Source organism: Mesorhizobium sp. RCAM 05099, assembly GCF_059683685.1.
The window spans coordinates 3,772,510-3,787,923 of record NZ_CM185035.1; the positions used below are offsets into that span (position 1 = coordinate 3,772,510).

The following is a 15,414-nucleotide window of genomic DNA, read 5'->3' on the forward strand; positions in this document are numbered from 1 at the left end:
GGTGCAGGAAGCTGGCTTTCGAGCGACGCTATGCGAGAACTTTTCGCGCCTCGACCTCACGAACTGTGCCGTGAGGTGCCTGGATCGGCTGTGGCGTGAAATGCCGAGCCACGAAAGCATCGATCGGACCTGTCAAGAAATCGGCTTCCTGCTTGATCTTTTCGTCGTCCCAGTCCCACCAGCGAATAGCCAGCATTTTACCGATGATTTCTTCGGAGAAGCGCAGCCGGATGATCTTGCCGGGATTGCCGCCGACAATGGCATAGGGCGGCACGTCCTTCGTAACCGTGGCTTGCGCTCCCACAACGCCACCGTGGCCGACGTTCACCCCGGGCAGGATCAGGGCTCTTCTGCCGATCCACACATCATTACCGACCTTGATGCCGCCCTTTCCGGGGCGATCCCAAGGCGAGGCCTTTCCCATCATATTCGAGTGGACATAGGACGTCGTCGCGCAGTCCGTTGGGTGGTTGCCGCTGCACAAGAGCACGACCTCGGCAGCGATTGAGCAAAAGGAACCGATCTCAAGCGGTGACTCTGGACCGCATCCGGCAATTTTTTGACCGTCGTCAATACCGTAAGTCCAGCGACCCATTGTGGCGCTCTTCGGAATTGGATGGCGTCTGTTGCGCCACCACATAGACAATTTCGACATTTCACCCCCAACTACACTTCCGCAGCGGCCCGTCTGCTCGCTCCCGGAGTGACGTTAGACATTCATTGGCGGAAAGGGCAATGCCATGGCTCGTAACTTCCTGCCCGCCATGAAGAAACGGCCTGACAGAATATTATTCCCCAAAATATTGGTGCCTCGCGGCGGGGCGGTGACCCACTCGCGATTGTATACATTCATGCTAATATTCGAAGCATGCAAATTAAGGAGCTGGCCAGGGAGCAGAAATTGTGTCAATCCGCGATGAATTGCAGGGAATTTGGAACATCTACATTGCGGCCTATCGGACCGGGGACGCTGTCGGTTGTGCGGCCATATCTACATCTGACGCAGAATTGCATTCTCCCTATGCGCCGCCGGCTCGCGGCCGCGCGGCGATAGAGGCACTGCACGGCATCTGGACTCAACACGCCACTCCCGACAAAACTCTTGTCATAACGCAGGCAGGAGGGTCCGGTGAACTAGCCTGGTCTCTCGCGGCCTATTCGGAAGGCGCGGCGACCGGAAACGGAACTTCGCTCAGCGTCTTTCAGCGCCAGGTCGGCGGAGGCTGGTTGATCCGTATGTGTAGCCTGAACAGCAGCGACCCCGCAGAATGACCGGACAAGCCTGCAACGACCGTTTCAACAAGCCGCATTGGCTGACGATCCTGACCACAGCGGCCAAGGGAGTGGCCGAAGCGCTTGAACAGGCGATGGTCCCTGACGAGCTAAGGCGCGGATCGAGGAGATCACGCCGGACCGTCCCCACGTTTTAGCGGGAAATAAATCGGCTTCCCATCGCAACTGATCCACAACAAAGAATGGCCGACGCCGCTGCGATGTAAAACAGAAGATTATTCAGTTAAATCAATGACCAATGGCGGAGGAAGTGACCTTAAGTTGGCTTAGTCGTGACTAGTCACTAGTAGCCAACCTGTTGATATCGCTACATTTTGCTTAATCGTAGCTATTCAACTGATCTGTCGGACGGCTTCTAAAGGTTAGCACGGCAATGGCCATCTAACCGAAGGGACCGCTCCGCAAATGGCACGCAAGATAGACGATCTCAACCGCGAACTCCGCAACCGCATCAAGGCGGGAAAACCCAATCTTTGGTCGCACGGCAACGGCCTGTGCTTCGCGCTCGCCAAGAACGGAAAGGCGTCGTGGGTGATTCGCTACACCATCGACAATCGCCGCCGTGTTATGACGGTGGAAGCCCATGCGGACCCTATCAGCGAACGCAAGTTGAAAGAGCTAGAGATGGTCGCGATATTCGAGCGCGACAAAGTGAAAGCCGGAATCGATCCACTCGCTTTGCGCGAGGCAACTTCGAACCGCTCGAAAAGCACAGCCGGCGATACCTTCGAATGTGTGGCAGGCGACTACATTGCGCAGCACAAAAGCGAGTGGAAAAATCCCAAACATTCGCAGCAATGGGAAAACACGCTTTCTCAGTACGTTTATCCGAAGATTGGGCGGAAGCTGCCGCACGAAATCAGCGTTGACGATGTGCTATCGATTTTGCAGCAGCAGCACATTCGACGCGGCAAGCGATTGCCGTTGTGGGACGCCGTGCCGGAAACCGCGTCACGCGTTCGGATGCGCATCGAAACTATCATTGCCGCAGCGAAGTCTAAGGCGCTCGGCAGCGCGAACGCCGAAACAAAGGCACTATGGAAGGATCACCACAATCCTGCAAAATGGGAAGACGGGTTGCAGCATTGGCTCGGCAAGAAAGGCAAGCAATTCAAAGGCAATTTTGCAGCGATGGCATTCGCAGACGTTCCGGCCTTTGTGCAGGAATTGCAGACAAAAACCGACTACTCGGCAAAGGCGCTTATGCTGACGATCCTTTGCGCGGTTCGCACGTCAGAGACATTGCTTGCGACTTGGGATGAGTTTGACCTTGAAGCCGCCACCTGGACCATTCCAGCGGAGCGGATGAAGGCCGGCGTTGAACACCGCGTTCCTCTGTCGAGCGCTGCAATCACCCTGTTGAAAGGTCTGCACCGTTTCGCTGGCAATCCGTATGTCTTTCCGGGAGCCAAGCGCGACAAGCCGCTATCCAATATGGCGATGCTCGAAATGTTGCGTGGAATGCGAGACGGATTGACCGTGCATGGTTTCCGCTCGGCATTCCGCGACTGGACGGCAGAGACAACCCTGCATCCCGACACAATCGCCGAAATGGCTTTGGCACACACCATCAAAGACAGGACCGTAGCGGCCTATAGGCGCGGCGATGCATTGGAACGTCGCAAACAATTAATGCAGCAATGGAACGATTATCTTTTGATCTCGAATGACAACTATAAGCAAGCATGGCAACGATTTATCGCCTAGTGGTGAAAAACTGGACGCGTGGTGACCGCCTTGGAGCGACCACCGTGCCCAGCAAAGCTATGAGCGAAAGAAGCCATCGCGGAGGGAGCCATGCGTTGCGCAGCAAATTTTGAGGTAGTTTCGGGGGTCTCAGTGGTGGCCGATGACCTTGTGTTGACGATCAATGACCCGCGCGGAGCTTTCAAAGCGCGGATAAAGAATATTCCACGTTCAGAATTTACGACACCCTTCCTACTTTCCATTCAAATCTACTTTGAAGCAGAAAACTTGGAAGACGCCAAAGATGTTGCTGAGGACGTGCTGGCAAACTGCCTAAATATGCTGGCCTTTACTACAGGCTCCGGTTTTCGAAAACACAGAATTCGACAGATCGTGGACGCAGAAGCTTCCTCGAAGGGAGCGATGAGAAATGTCCTAATGTGGGGCGAAAGGATCGAGTACGAAGACCCGCAACCTTTCCTAAGAGATGAGAACGCAAACTCGATTGAGCGCTTGCTCGAATTTGACGTTCCACCAGCCATTCGGCGCGCTCTCCGCTGGTATAGGTTAGGAATTGACGCGACTGCGCCTGATGATCAGTTCACCTACTTTTGGTTTGCTCTCGAAATTGTTGCTGAATTTCAAAAGCCAACTGCGAAAGTGCATGACAAATGCCCCCACTGTCAGTCGGCTCTCTACTGTGAGAAATGCGGAACGCACCCAGAGCACAGACCTTATGCAAAACAGGCCATCCGGGCGTTAATGATGGCGGCAGATGAAGAGTGTGACGATGCCACCGTGGACTTGCTCGACAAGACGCGGAACGGCCTCATGCACGGGGCAACGCTTAGGGAAAATGAAAGCTCGCTACCTGATCCGCATCAAAGCGTGGTCGACACCTTGGGGCGAGTCTTATGGAAGGCCCTTGTCAGGCAGTTCCCGAAAGAGATGTTCAACGGCACGTTAGTAATGGGCATGCCTTCAACGTATGTGCACTACAAAGTCGATGCGGTCGCCCATATTCAGACGTTTGTCCCTTTTGACAAGGAGGGGCATTTTGATCTCGAATTCAGCGGCATGACTGTGGCGATGAAGCCTTTCGGGCCGCCGCAAAGCGCTTTGCCATCAGTGGTTAGAATGACGCATGAGCAATATGACCGGCTACGGAAGCTCAGCTATTCGAAAAGCGACCATCAAGAGATGCTCGACCGCATCCAACAGCGGGTTAAGGAGAGGAAGGACGGTCATATCCATGCGCTTGTGCTTGCAACGGACATGTCACTGATCCGACAGGCATTGGCAAAAAATGAAGGGGGAGCATGGCAAGACCTATTCCGTGAGATTTTTGAACCAATCGATCGTGACGCGTAGACTAACAATGTGTGGATAACTATCTGAAACATACAGGGTTTTTCGGTCGTTTTTGTTGACTAGATATGCCTATGCATGCTCATCTGGAATTGCCGCCTCGATCGGATGATCGGCGGCGCTCGCGGCGTGGATGCCCGCAAATCTTTCAATCCAGAGATTTAGGACGCATCCCCATGTCGGACGCTTTGATTCTACTCACGCGCGATCAGCTTTGCGCGCTTTTGAACATTTCGGACACCACACGCCAACGGCTCGAAAAGACCGATCCGGCCTTTCCTCGCAAGCTGCATGTTTCGGTACGCAAGGTCGGCTATCTTCGCGCCGATGTGCTCGAATATCTGATGCAACAGCGGCAAAAAGCGGCCTGATCGTCAGTCGCGCTGATTAGACGAAAGCTTAGGCCGCAGCCGCAATCAATTAAATCAATCGCTTGCCGCAAATAGTGCGGCGGAGCGGTGCTCATTCGAACTTAAAAAATAAGCCCGGCAGGCGTTGTGAGCCGTACCGGGCAATAGGAATAAATGCAATGAACGCTTTAGCACCGCTCGCGCCATCGGGCAACCCGACCGCACTTTCGATCACCTATTTTCAGCAGAACAATCAGCCGGCAGGACAGCGCCGCGATGTCGAGTGGCCCGCTCTTTGCGATTGGATCGTACAGGACGCGACGACCGCGACGACCAAAGACGGCTTGCCGCTGATCAAGCTGGCCACGTTCGCGGGCGACTATCGATCAGATATAAACCTCGAAGCGGTATTCGGCATCGAAGGCGACTATGATGGCGGGCTGTTGCAGCCGTCCGAAGCAGCGCGAATTCTCACGGCATTCGGTGTTCAGGCGTTTATTTACACGTCGCCCTCGCATCGGCCCGGCACGCCCCGCTGGCGTGTCCTATGCCGCTTGTCGCGACCGCACACCCCGAATGACCGGCATGCGCTTGTGGGGCAGCTCAACGGCTTGCTTGGCGGCATTCTCGCACCGGAAAGCTTCGTCCCGTCGCAGGCGTTCTATGTTGGCAGCGTAGCGGGCGGGAACCCGGTCCAATTCTGGCGAGTTGAAGGCCGTCCGCTCGATGCCTTCGAAGGCTTGCCAATCGTTGCGCCTCCGCCATCTGCACCGATGAACGGGTATATTCCAATCGGCCAGGGCGAGCGCGCGCCAAGCTTTGACGCTGCTGTTGCAGGATTGAAGCAAATCGACGTTCGCCAACTCACCGAACGCGGCGATTGGACCGCTGTGAGCGGCGCGTTCATGCAATCCATCGCGCCTGAACGCATGAATGAAGCGTTGCCGATTTGGCAAGCTTGGAATGAAACCTATCCGGGCAACGATCCCGCCAAAAACCTCAAATACTGGAACGACACGTTGAAGCGCGGTACCATCGTAAAGGGTTGGCGACGACTTCACCGCGAAGCTTATGGGGAACCGCCACAACTGAACCCCATGGCGCTATTCAACGGCGCGACGTATCAGTTGCCGCCCGGCGCGAGCGCGACACCATTACAGCCGCAGCAACCGGCACCGCTTCCAAGCCGCAACATCGAAGAAATCTTGAACGACGCGGCGAAGCTGACGCCGGACAATGCCGACGCGATAACGGCGCTTTGTAGAGAGGCCGGATCACTCCCACCGATCCACCGCGATACCATTTTGAACGCGATCCGCACCTTAACCGGTATCAGGATCGCCACGCTTAGGGCGGAAGCATCGCAAGCGACCAACGACACCGAACCGGACCACCTTGTGCTTGCCAGAATGACGCTCGCTACCGCTGGCGCTGGAAACGTGATCCATGCCGAGAATCATTTTTGGATTTGGGAAGGGCGCGGCGTTTGGAACAAGCGCGACGATATCGCAATCAAGAAACAGGTCCAGACAACGCTAGAAGCGAATAACTGCGCCGTCACCGCCGCAAGGGTCAGCGGCGTGGCCGATGTTCTCCGGAATGAGACCTACCGCCCGGATCACACCTTCAATATCAGCAATCCCGACGTTGTGAATTGCCGGAACGGCGAATTAGAATTGGCCGACATCGGTTGGACGCTACAGCCGCACCGACGCGAGCATTACCGCACAACCCAAATCCCGGTGGCCTATGATCCAAGCGCGACCGCGCCAATGTTTCTCGCGTTTCTCAACGATGTGTTCCGCGATGATCCGGACAAGGATTTCAAGATTTGGTCGCTACTGGAATTGATCGGCTACACGCTGATGAGCCACGCAAAGCATGAACGCTTCATCATGCTCATCGGCGGCGGCGCGAATGGAAAAAGCGTGCTGCTATCGGTGATCGAAGCTTTGACGGGGATGAAGAACGTCGCAGGCGTCCAACCGGCCAATTTCCAATCGCGATTTCAGCGCGCGCACCTTCATCAAAAGCTCGCGAATATCGTGACCGAATTGAAGCAGGGCGAGGTTATTGCTGACGCCGAATTGAAGGCGATCACTAGCGGCGAATTGACCACCGTTGAAGATAAGAACGGTCACCCGTTCGAAATGCGGGCATTCGCGACATGCTGGTTCGGCACCAACCACCTTCCGCACACGCGAGATTTCTCAGACGCGCTATTCCGCCGCGCAACCATCATCACATTCAACCGGACGTTCAGCGAGACAGAACAGGATCACAACCTCAAGGCCAAGCTGACCACCGAATTGCCGGGAATTCTCAATCTTGCGATCACCAGCTACGCTAAGGCTACTACTCACGGCTTCATTGCGCCACCATCGTCAATCGAGGCGAAACGAAAATGGCGGATGGAAGCCGATCAAGTCGCACAGTTTGTCGAGGAACAATGCGTTGCCGATCCGCTCGGCATTGTGGCCGTGGATGAAGTCTATCGCGTGTTTTCCGAATGGGCGCGGCGATCCGGTGTGCGCCAGATCGTAGGCAAGCAGATGATGGGGGATCGGATGGAAAAGCTACGGTTCCCGGGTAAGCGTTCTAACGGAAGCTGGATAACCGGGCTGACATTGCGGACTGCGGCAAATTATGGAAGTCCGCCAGCCGGTGGCTGATCAGCGATTAGCGGCAATTATAGCAATTATGTAATTTACTAGGACAGCTTGGACAGCTTTTTTTATTCCATACGTGTGGGAAACGGTGAGGGTGCAACCAACCCTATTGTGTTGTATCCATATAAAAGAATAACGAAAAAGCTGTCCAAGCTGCCCGGCTAACTTAGCGCATATATCAGTAAGCGCACCGCGAGCCAGATTGCCCCGACCACCAAGATGATTACGAAGAAGTCCGTATCCAGCTTGTCAAATAGCCTCGTGCGCTTAGGCCGGAAACCGGGTGCGCCCGGTTGGTAGCGGACTTCATCCTTGTAATGTTTCCAGATGCGACCGAATTGCGATTGGGGCAACGGCGCGCTCTTTGTTGGGACCCCACGACCGCGCTTTCGGTGTGACCACTTGCGTCTCATTTGCCTAAGCGCCGATCAACCAAATCAAAGCCAGCACCGCGCCGATCCCATCTAACTTTTCAGCAATCGCCGATCTTTGCGCAAGTGCGCGTTGTGAGATTTGTCCTTGGCGGAGATATCGTCTGTCGAACCCGTGATTATCAACGCGTTGATTGCATTGCTCAAATCACACGGTCGGTCCTGATGATCCCCCGGTATCTAACCACTCGACTAGTCAAATTCATCATTTGCGTTGGTCAACGCCTTGGTCGCGCTCGAACATGCAATGGCTGCGCAATTAGGGTTGCGACAATTTCAAAAGTAATTCGGTAAATCAAAAATGTTGCTGTAAAGAAATATGATAATTGCGATAAATAAGTCGTCAACCGGGCATTGACCTGACCGGACTTCTCGGAACACAGTCCGTACATAGATTTAATTATTTTCAGAGAAGGATAGATTTATGGACCCCACACATACCAAGACACCGCGCGGACCAATATTCAAAATCGAAGGTGAGGCCGTGTACATCCCGGATGAGATCGCCACCGGCGACACACAACAGGCCGCCGAGATGATTGTCAGCGCCCATGCCGGTCTTCATGAGAAGCTAGTGCAGAACGCGGCGACATTTAAGGATGATGCGCAGCCTGCGGAGAACACTCGCGCCGTTGAGACGATCTTCAAGCCAAGGTTCAAATCGGCGTTGTCCGAAGGTCAGAAGGCCGCGCGGAATTTTGCCGAAGCTGATGCTAGATCAGCCGAACCGGGAGCGCTGACAAACGCTGCTTGGGAAACCGCTTTCGTCGGACGTATCGAAGCACTACCGCTGCCGGAGCGCATCCAGGCAGTTGCGGAACTGTCTTTCGTCCAGAGCAGCGCACTCACGCGCAATGGTGATCTGGGTCGCCTCGGCATGCCTGATGAGATCGTCGCGGCTGTCCGGGAGCGGCATAACATCAACGGTCATTTGGTCCGGTCTGGACTTGCCGCCGATTATGCTCGACGCCCGGACCTGAAATCCCCACTGTCAACCGGCATTGACCAAGATGCAGCATTCGCAGCCGCAAGCGCAGTCTTTAAGCAGCATAAGCAGCGCGGCGAACGCATCCAGCTTTTGGCTGACACGCTCCGCTCGACAGTCCGTTACGTCGCAGCCGCGACCGGCAAGACCCCTGAAACAGCATGGGCGGAGCTTAGCGCGTGATCCTGCCGAGCGGCCCAACGCTGCCGGCGACGGTCTATCTGCCCGCCGTGGTCGAGATTGACAACCTGACGCTCAGCAAGGCGCTCGGCGGTCAATCTCGCTCAGTCCTATCCCTGTGGCGGAAGCGATTTGCCTTCCCGCCAGCATCGCCACGCCGTGGCAATTGCACATACACCCGGACCGCAGATGTAGCCGCCTTTTTGGCACTGCACGGACGGCGCATTGAATGGCTGTGAACCGCTAATTACCGAAATTTAAACGGAATTCTTGATGGGTGACAAAGACAAAATTACCGGCAGGTTCTTGCCCGGGAATAAGCTTGGTGGACGCGCGCCGGGTGCGATCTCGCATCGTCGCCGTGCATTGGAACATCTTACCAAACACGGCGATGCGATCATTACAACCGCTATTTCCGCCGCGCTCGGTGGCGATACACAATTGCTGTCAGTGTTGCTGAAGATGCTCGTTCCTATGGGTGGCATACCCGCCATGATCCCAAACGGCGATCCAATCGAAGCGTATTCCCAAGGCGAGATCAATTCCGGCGAGCTTCGCCAACTGATGACATCCATTGAGAAGGCCCGGAATTTGGACGCCGTTCATAAGGACGCCAGCGACGACAAGCAACACACCACTACGCTTCCTGTGAATGTATCGGACGAAGAAGCGTCCGAAGCCTACCGTCGGATGATCAATGGCTAGAGACATCATGACAACAACGCAAAACGAGGCAGTCGCAATACCCTCTTGCGAATTCGTTGACGAAACCTTTGCCGCGTCCATCTTCGAATGGGACATGCAACGCCTCTACTATATGCAGTCGTTCAATTCGTTTCCAATCGCGAACCGACACGGGAAGATATTGGTCATAAGAGCCGACGACATTGCACGATGGTCCAAAAACCGCCGATATGGCGTCACTCGATATTCGATTGAACCCACACAAGGAACATGACGATGCGTATCACATACTTCAACAACGCAAAGCTCGAAGCGGAAATCTTGGACGGCAATTTGACCAAGCTTCACAATCTGAGCGCACGTGAGCGGCGCAATTTGAGCGGAAATGAGCCTTTTACGAATGGAAGATTGGCCATCGTGTTCGGCGATTACGACGGCAATCCAATCGAAGCAACTATCGACTTCGATGAATAGGGCAACAGCAATGACCTCGCAGATAATCTATGTCGAAAGCGCCAACGTTTACGTTGCGCTTCTGCATAACAGGATTGTTCAGATACAGAATTGCACCGATCCGCATATCAATCCACATGCGATCCGAATTGAGCGCTTCGACGTTACCACGGAACGCACGTCTGTTGCTGACAATAAGCTTTGTCTGGACGCCGCCGACCTGACGATATTTGCCGCGTGGCTTGGCAACCAAATGCCTAACGCATCGGTCAAAGCCTTCGGCAATACCATGAACGACTATTTTGCCGGTTCAATGGAGTTTGCCGACGTTCTGGCAGCAGCCGGTCGCATCGTTTGCGAGCCGGCTTTGAAGCGTAAGGCGCAAGGCGAGCAACTGTATTTTATCGCGAAGGCCAGAGCATCCGACCCGGAAGGTTTTGCCGCGATGGCCGCAGCGTATGCCGCATCGTCTACACCAAAGGCGCTTCAATGACAGAGCAGCAGTTATCCAATCAGGAGCTAGCAGCGGCAAATCGCAACAAATGCAACGCGATCAACTCAACGTAATCGGGCAGGGGTATTCGCAGGGGTGGATGGACGCGAGCGCCTTGCACCGTTTGTTATCGCTTTGATCGCCGCCAGCCGGCGGCAACATTGTTGAGGCGACGGCCTGGCGATGGACTCATAAGACTCGCTTTCATACGTGATCGCGTATATGTCTAGTTTATACGCTATCGCGTATCATTGGTGGAGGCTTAGATGATGGATGTCATCGCACGCAACGAAAAGCAGCTTGGCGCCATACTACGCCGCGCACGCCGGAAGGCTGGCCTTACCCAAGGTGCACTTGGCGATCGAACCCACCTTCGCCAAGGTACTATATCGCATCTCGAAGCAGGCAAGCCTGCGGTGCAGTTGCGCACATTGATGGCGGCACTCTCCTCCCTCGATCTTGAACTCGTCGTCCGTCAGCGCAGCAAAAGCAGCGCTACAGACATCGAGGAGTTATTCTGACGAGGCCGGGCACGCCAAAACGTGTCCGTATCGCAACTTCTGGATAACGTATATTAATCGACAGCCGTAACGCTCCGATATGGCTCGCGGTACACCATGCTTGAGGGGTCACTATAGTGACTGTGCTCACAACTGGTCTCCGAATTCCTGCGGCTCAGTACATTCGCATGTCGACCGAGCATCAGCGGTATTCATTGGACAATCAAATCGCGGCCATTGCTGAGTATGCTGAAGACAGGGGCTTTGCGGTTGTCGAAACTTATGTTGACGCAGGCAAGAGCGGGCTCAGCCTGAAAGGAAGAGATGGCCTGAAGAAGTTGCTCACCGATGTTGTGACGGGCCAACGGACGTACGCCGCGATACTGGTGTTGGATGTAAGCAGGTGGGGGAGATTTCAGGACACTGATCAAGCCGCTCACTACGAATTCATCTGTAGAGATGCTGGGGTCAATGTCCACTACTGCGGAGAGCCCTTCGAGAATGACGGCAGCATGGTCGCCAGTATCGTCAAGAACCTCAAGCGGGTAATGGCAGCCGAGTACAGCCGCGAACTTTCCAGCAAAATCTGCCGAGCGCACATCCAGCAAGCTGGTCTTGGGTTTAAGCAGGGCGGCCCCGCCTTGTATGGCATAAGACGGCTATTGGTTAGCCAGGATGGAACGCCAAAATTGTGGCTGGGGCCGGGCGAGCGCAAGGGGCTGAACTCAGACCGCGTATTGTTTATGCCCGGCCCCCAAAATGAACTCAAAATCGTACGGCGAATCTTCCGGATGTTCGTCCTGCAGAAGCGGAGCATTGCGAACATCGCCAAGACGTTGCACGACGAAAAGATACCGTCGACAGATGGCGCTTTATGGAGCTGGGGACGGGTCAAGGGCGTCCTCCGCAGCGAGTTGATGGTCGGATACTACGTCTTTAATCGGACCAACCACAAAATGAAAAAACCGGTAAGTCGGAACCCTCCGGATCTTTGGGTGCGAACCAAGGTGATGGAGCCCATTGTCGATCCCAAACTATTTGCGCGAGCGCAGCGGCTATTCAGGCTTAGGCGGGTCTACCCTCTCCGAGAGCCCGACATGATCAGAAGTCTGAAGCGACTCTTTCGAGAGAAAAAGAGGCTTTCGCAGGCAATGATCAACAAGTGCCCCTACACACCATCCTCTCACGCATATTGGGCGCACTTCGGCAGCCTGTCAGCGGTGTATAGGACGGTTGGTTTTATGTGCCTCCCGACCGGTCAACGAGGTAGATACTACTCGGATGAAGAGCTGTTACACGGCATTCGCCGACTGCACGCAAAGTTCGGATACGTCACAATCGCTTTGATCGACAGGGACCGCCACCTCCCAAATCACAAACTTTTCATCAAGCGCTTCGGGTCGGTCGTGAACGCCTATGGCCTAGCTGGCTTTCCTACGACAATGAGCGAGAGTGTTTCCGCAGCTCGAAAGCGAACTATCGCTCAACGCTGCAAATCGGCCGAGACGCGACCGGAGAGGAATGCCTAGATTGGAAGCACAGAGCTTGCCGAGAAACTGACCGACATGAGCAGCAAACATTCAAACGGACGCTAGCGGATGGACCGGTTCGTTGCCGAGACGGTTGGTCGAAAAGGTTAGTCGCGCTGGAAAGCGCCTAGAATTCAACGATTGCGGCGGAGGGGTTCTCCGTACGCCAAATCGATAGGCACAAAAATGACGGGCCTAATTGGTTCCGATTTCACGTCCGCGTCAGCCGCGCCCGTCGGGCAATTTCCGCCACCAAGGCAGCAATTCGCTCGGATCGAATGCATACCTCTTTTCCTCGGTGAGCGCTGGCACCGCATCATCTCGCACTTGTTGAATGCTCCATCCTTGATAGTGCAACTCCTTGCCCGCTCGGAACGTCGCCAGCACTTGGTCTTCATTCGACGTCACAAGAATCCGATCCAATTCCTGGATCGGGCAGAAGATCGGATGTCGCCTGTCCTCCTCGATCAAGTCTGGCTCTTTCTCTTCAGCTATTTTTATAGCCTCGGCGACCAAAGTGTCGCGCAATCCTCGCGACATTTGGGTCCAAGCATCCATCGTCAGCACGATAGCTGGCGCATCCGGAGCCACATCGCAATCGATGATCCCACGGCGGACGTGAGAAAAGAAACGCCAGAGTTGAAATATTGCCTTGGCAATCTGTGAGTAACCTGACTTCGCAGCCTCTACCGGATCCTCGGCATATTGAGCTTCAAACGTTAGTTTGGTGGCCTTGCATTCAAATACGGCTACTACGCTCCCATCTCGACGCACAAGGGCGTCGGGCGTGTCCACTCGATTGCCCTTATGAACATACTGAAACGCAGGCATAGCTTCGAAGCCGGGACAATGTGCAGTTATCGTCCGACGTGCGTACTGCTCGAAACGCATTGTTGCATCGTTTGTGATTGATGTTCCACCACCCTGTAAATCATAGTACAAGCCTAGCGTTGCGCGCAGGACGATAAGGGTGGGAAGAGGGGCGATATACTCCTGCCTCAAACCCAAGTCCCTGCGCACGATGGGTTTGATCCTCAGATAGCTTGGCTGATAAATCGTTGGCAATTCGGACTCAGCATTTTCCGCGAATTTACTTAGAAGCTCTTTCGATTTCCGTCTTGCCTGCCAAACGTCGCAAGAGAGAAGACTCAAACTCTTACTGAGCGCATCAGAGGACACGCTAAAGGCGTCGAGTTCCTTAAGTGGAGAGCACCAAGGACCTCGCGACAGGTAAGCGTAGTAAGCAAACGCAACTGCGAAAAACTCTACAATTGAAACTCCGTATTTGGCCTCGAAGAATGCTGCGCAATCACCCTGTCCGTAGATGTAGATGTATCTATAAATGTCTTGGGTATTGGCGAAGTTACGTTGCCAACCAAATTGCCGATGACTGATACGGTGAAGCTCCATCAGTACATTAGTCTCATCGACGCGGCCCGGTGTTTCATTATCTTCAGCGGAGCGGAGAAGGTTCACGACATCTGCTACCGTGTTGAATTCGTTTGTTTTCAACGGTGCAACTGCGGTGCGAAGCTTAAGTGTATTGAAATCAACAGTAATTAACGTTTCGAGATCCCAGGGGAAAGCCCTGTATTTTGAATCCAGACTCGTTGTGACAGCTTCCTTTGGAAAGTTAAGAAACCGCTTCGCGTGACCTTCGCGACCGTCTTGGATGGCGTGCGCCGCCCAAATCATGCAAAGAACGTATCCGTCATCGGTATTGGAGAAACCCCATTTCAGAAGTTCCAATGCCTTGGCAGGGTCAACCCTATTAAGTTGCTTCGGCACGCTACCCCCCCCTGGTAATTTGTGAATTTCGAGCCGGACCGGCCCTCCACGGTCACAACTTGTACAGAATAGCGCCCTCTCGACCGTGGCAAAGAGCGCACCTTTCCCATAGCGTTTGATGAGCGCGGTAGCGAAACGAACGTACCGCACTGGACGACGAAAACGCGACAGAAGGCAACGCCTAACAGCGAGTTAGCCATTCAACGCAGTGGAAAATTGCGACGAATTGCTTTTGTAGAGAGCATGATCTTTGGTAATGGCATAAGAGGCAACTACGCCGCCATTTTCAAAAAAGGGGGGAGCTTTGGACCTAAAGTCGTCGGGAGCTTTTACGCCGTTCAACGCTACTGCCCTGAATATCCGTTGTCCTGCTTGTCGGCATGTTGGGAGTTTTGGCGGGATCGGCATAAATGACGTGCAAAGTACCCTTCATGTGAAAGAGCCCGGCGGAAATTTCAGGAACGCCGGGACCAAGAAATTTGGTATCCGCCTCTGTCCCAATCCTGAATGCAGGTCTGTCCTTTTCTTCGCGCAAATCGCTGGGACGGATGAAAAGGTGACGTTTCCGGCAGAAGTAATTGATTTCGATGCCTCCAACTTGCCTCCCCGCATTTTGTCGTCGCTAGAGGAGGCTATCAAATGCCACGCTTCGGGTTGCTATCGGGCGTCGGCGTTAATGATCCGCCGAACGCTTGAAGAATTGTGCGAGGACAAAAAGGCAAATGGAGCGAACCTGAAGGCCAGGGTAGCTGCGTTGAGCGCTGTGGCGATAATTCCAACGGAACTTCTAACTGCGGCCGACGAGCTACGCATTCTCGGGAACGATGCCGCACACATTGAAGCGAAGGATTACGACAAAATCGGGGAGGTAGAGGCGGAACTGGCAATTGAACTGGCAAAAGAACTTTTGAAAGCGGTCTACCAATATACGTCGCTCTTGACGCGCTTGACCGCATTGAAGAAGGCCCCATAGTCATTGTCGGACGCATTATCTGACATGCGAAA

The 15,414-nt window shown here is 54.2% G+C and carries 15 protein-coding genes; 13 read left to right on the forward strand and 2 right to left on the reverse strand.

The window, feature by feature from the left end; all coding sequences use genetic code 11:
* Window positions 1-28: 28 nt before the first annotated feature.
* Window positions 29-595 carry a CatB-related O-acetyltransferase gene (locus AC56QQ_RS18495; protein WP_497122932.1) on the reverse strand — a complete coding sequence of 189 codons (567 nt, stop codon included), beginning with the start codon at window positions 593-595 and terminating at the stop codon, window positions 29-31.
* A 308-nt stretch (window positions 596-903) separates the two neighbouring features.
* On the opposite strand from AC56QQ_RS18495, the gene AC56QQ_RS18500 reads away from it, so the two are divergent.
* The 12 genes from AC56QQ_RS18500 (at window position 904) to AC56QQ_RS18555 (ending at window position 12,621) form a co-directional block, all read left to right on the forward strand.
* Window positions 904-1,272, forward strand: a complete 369-nt coding sequence (locus AC56QQ_RS18500) for a YybH family protein (RefSeq protein WP_497122933.1) — start codon at window positions 904-906, stop codon at window positions 1,270-1,272.
* Between the two features lie 426 nt (window positions 1,273-1,698).
* Window positions 1,699-3,000: a tyrosine-type recombinase/integrase gene (locus AC56QQ_RS18505; protein ID WP_497122934.1), complete on the forward strand. Its 1,302-nt coding sequence runs from the start codon at window positions 1,699-1,701 to the stop codon at window positions 2,998-3,000.
* Between the two features lie 135 nt (window positions 3,001-3,135).
* The gene (mauJ, locus tag AC56QQ_RS18510; protein ID WP_497122935.1) at window positions 3,136-4,350 is read left to right on the forward strand and encodes a methylamine utilization protein MauJ; all 1,215 of its coding nucleotides are present in this window, start codon (window positions 3,136-3,138) and stop codon (window positions 4,348-4,350) included.
* Between the two features lie 71 nt (window positions 4,351-4,421).
* Window positions 4,422-4,718 carry a helix-turn-helix transcriptional regulator gene (locus AC56QQ_RS18515; protein WP_497122936.1) on the forward strand — a complete coding sequence of 99 codons (297 nt, stop codon included), beginning with the start codon at window positions 4,422-4,424 and terminating at the stop codon, window positions 4,716-4,718.
* A 158-nt stretch (window positions 4,719-4,876) separates the two neighbouring features.
* Window positions 4,877-7,369, forward strand: coding sequence for a DNA primase family protein (locus tag AC56QQ_RS18520; protein WP_497122937.1), 2,493 nt, complete (start codon window positions 4,877-4,879; stop codon window positions 7,367-7,369).
* Window positions 7,370-8,221: 852 nt separating this feature from the next.
* Window positions 8,222-8,965, forward strand: a complete 744-nt coding sequence (locus tag AC56QQ_RS18525) for a hypothetical protein (RefSeq protein ID WP_497122938.1) — start codon at window positions 8,222-8,224, stop codon at window positions 8,963-8,965.
* The gene (locus AC56QQ_RS18530) at window positions 8,962-9,201 is read left to right on the forward strand and encodes a hypothetical protein (RefSeq protein WP_497122939.1); all 240 of its coding nucleotides are present in this window, start codon (window positions 8,962-8,964) and stop codon (window positions 9,199-9,201) included. The genes AC56QQ_RS18525 and AC56QQ_RS18530 overlap by 4 nt, the downstream gene beginning before the upstream one ends.
* Before the next feature lie 34 nt (window positions 9,202-9,235).
* Window positions 9,236-9,667 carry a hypothetical protein gene (locus tag AC56QQ_RS18535; protein ID WP_497122940.1) on the forward strand — a complete coding sequence of 144 codons (432 nt, stop codon included), beginning with the start codon at window positions 9,236-9,238 and terminating at the stop codon, window positions 9,665-9,667.
* Window positions 9,668-9,922: 255 nt separating this feature from the next.
* Window positions 9,923-10,120 (forward strand): hypothetical protein, encoded by a 198-nt coding sequence (locus AC56QQ_RS18540; protein ID WP_497122941.1) that lies wholly within the window; start codon window positions 9,923-9,925, stop codon window positions 10,118-10,120.
* Window positions 10,121-10,130: 10 nt separating this feature from the next.
* Complete coding sequence (locus AC56QQ_RS18545) at window positions 10,131-10,592, forward strand: hypothetical protein (protein WP_497122942.1); 462 nt, start codon at window positions 10,131-10,133, stop codon at window positions 10,590-10,592.
* Between the two features lie 266 nt (window positions 10,593-10,858).
* Window positions 10,859-11,113 (forward strand): helix-turn-helix domain-containing protein, encoded by a 255-nt coding sequence (locus tag AC56QQ_RS18550; RefSeq protein ID WP_497122943.1) that lies wholly within the window; start codon window positions 10,859-10,861, stop codon window positions 11,111-11,113.
* A gap of 167 nt (window positions 11,114-11,280) precedes the next feature.
* On the forward strand, window positions 11,281-12,621 hold the full coding sequence (locus tag AC56QQ_RS18555) for a recombinase family protein (RefSeq protein ID WP_497122944.1): 1,341 nt from the start codon (window positions 11,281-11,283) through the stop codon (window positions 12,619-12,621).
* A 222-nt stretch (window positions 12,622-12,843) separates the two neighbouring features.
* On the opposite strand, the gene AC56QQ_RS18560 is transcribed toward AC56QQ_RS18555, so the two are convergent.
* The gene (locus AC56QQ_RS18560; protein ID WP_497122945.1) at window positions 12,844-14,409 is read right to left on the reverse strand and encodes a hypothetical protein; all 1,566 of its coding nucleotides are present in this window, start codon (window positions 14,407-14,409) and stop codon (window positions 12,844-12,846) included.
* Between the two features lie 304 nt (window positions 14,410-14,713).
* Here AC56QQ_RS18560 and AC56QQ_RS18565 point away from each other — a divergent pair, with 304 nt between their 5' ends.
* Window positions 14,714-15,382: a DUF4145 domain-containing protein gene (locus AC56QQ_RS18565; protein WP_497122946.1), complete on the forward strand. Its 669-nt coding sequence runs from the start codon at window positions 14,714-14,716 to the stop codon at window positions 15,380-15,382.
* The last annotated feature ends 32 nt before the right edge of the window (window positions 15,383-15,414 follow it).

What these genes read in the sequence shown, in the direction of transcription:
- AC56QQ_RS18515 (WP_497122936.1), top strand. Translation starts at nt 4,422, where the DNA reads ATGCATGCTCATCTGGAATTGCCGCCTCGATCGGATGATCGGCGGCGC.
- AC56QQ_RS18550 (WP_497122943.1), top strand. Translation starts at nt 10,859, where the DNA reads ATGATGGATGTCATCGCACGCAACGAAAAGCAGCTTGGCGCCATACTA.
- AC56QQ_RS18555 (WP_497122944.1), top strand. Translation starts at nt 11,281, where the DNA reads ATGTCGACCGAGCATCAGCGGTATTCATTGGACAATCAAATCGCGGCC.
- AC56QQ_RS18505 (WP_497122934.1), top strand. Translation starts at nt 1,699, where the DNA reads ATGGCACGCAAGATAGACGATCTCAACCGCGAACTCCGCAACCGCATC.
- AC56QQ_RS18495 (WP_497122932.1), bottom strand. Translation starts at nt 595, where the DNA reads ATGGGTCGCTGGACTTACGGTATTGACGACGGTCAAAAAATTGCCGGA.
- AC56QQ_RS18520 (WP_497122937.1), top strand. Translation starts at nt 4,877, where the DNA reads ATGAACGCTTTAGCACCGCTCGCGCCATCGGGCAACCCGACCGCACTT.
- AC56QQ_RS18525 (WP_497122938.1), top strand. Translation starts at nt 8,222, where the DNA reads ATGGACCCCACACATACCAAGACACCGCGCGGACCAATATTCAAAATC.
- AC56QQ_RS18545 (WP_497122942.1), top strand. Translation starts at nt 10,131, where the DNA reads ATGACCTCGCAGATAATCTATGTCGAAAGCGCCAACGTTTACGTTGCG.
- AC56QQ_RS18540 (WP_497122941.1), top strand. Translation starts at nt 9,923, where the DNA reads ATGCGTATCACATACTTCAACAACGCAAAGCTCGAAGCGGAAATCTTG.
- AC56QQ_RS18535 (WP_497122940.1), top strand. Translation starts at nt 9,236, where the DNA reads ATGGGTGACAAAGACAAAATTACCGGCAGGTTCTTGCCCGGGAATAAG.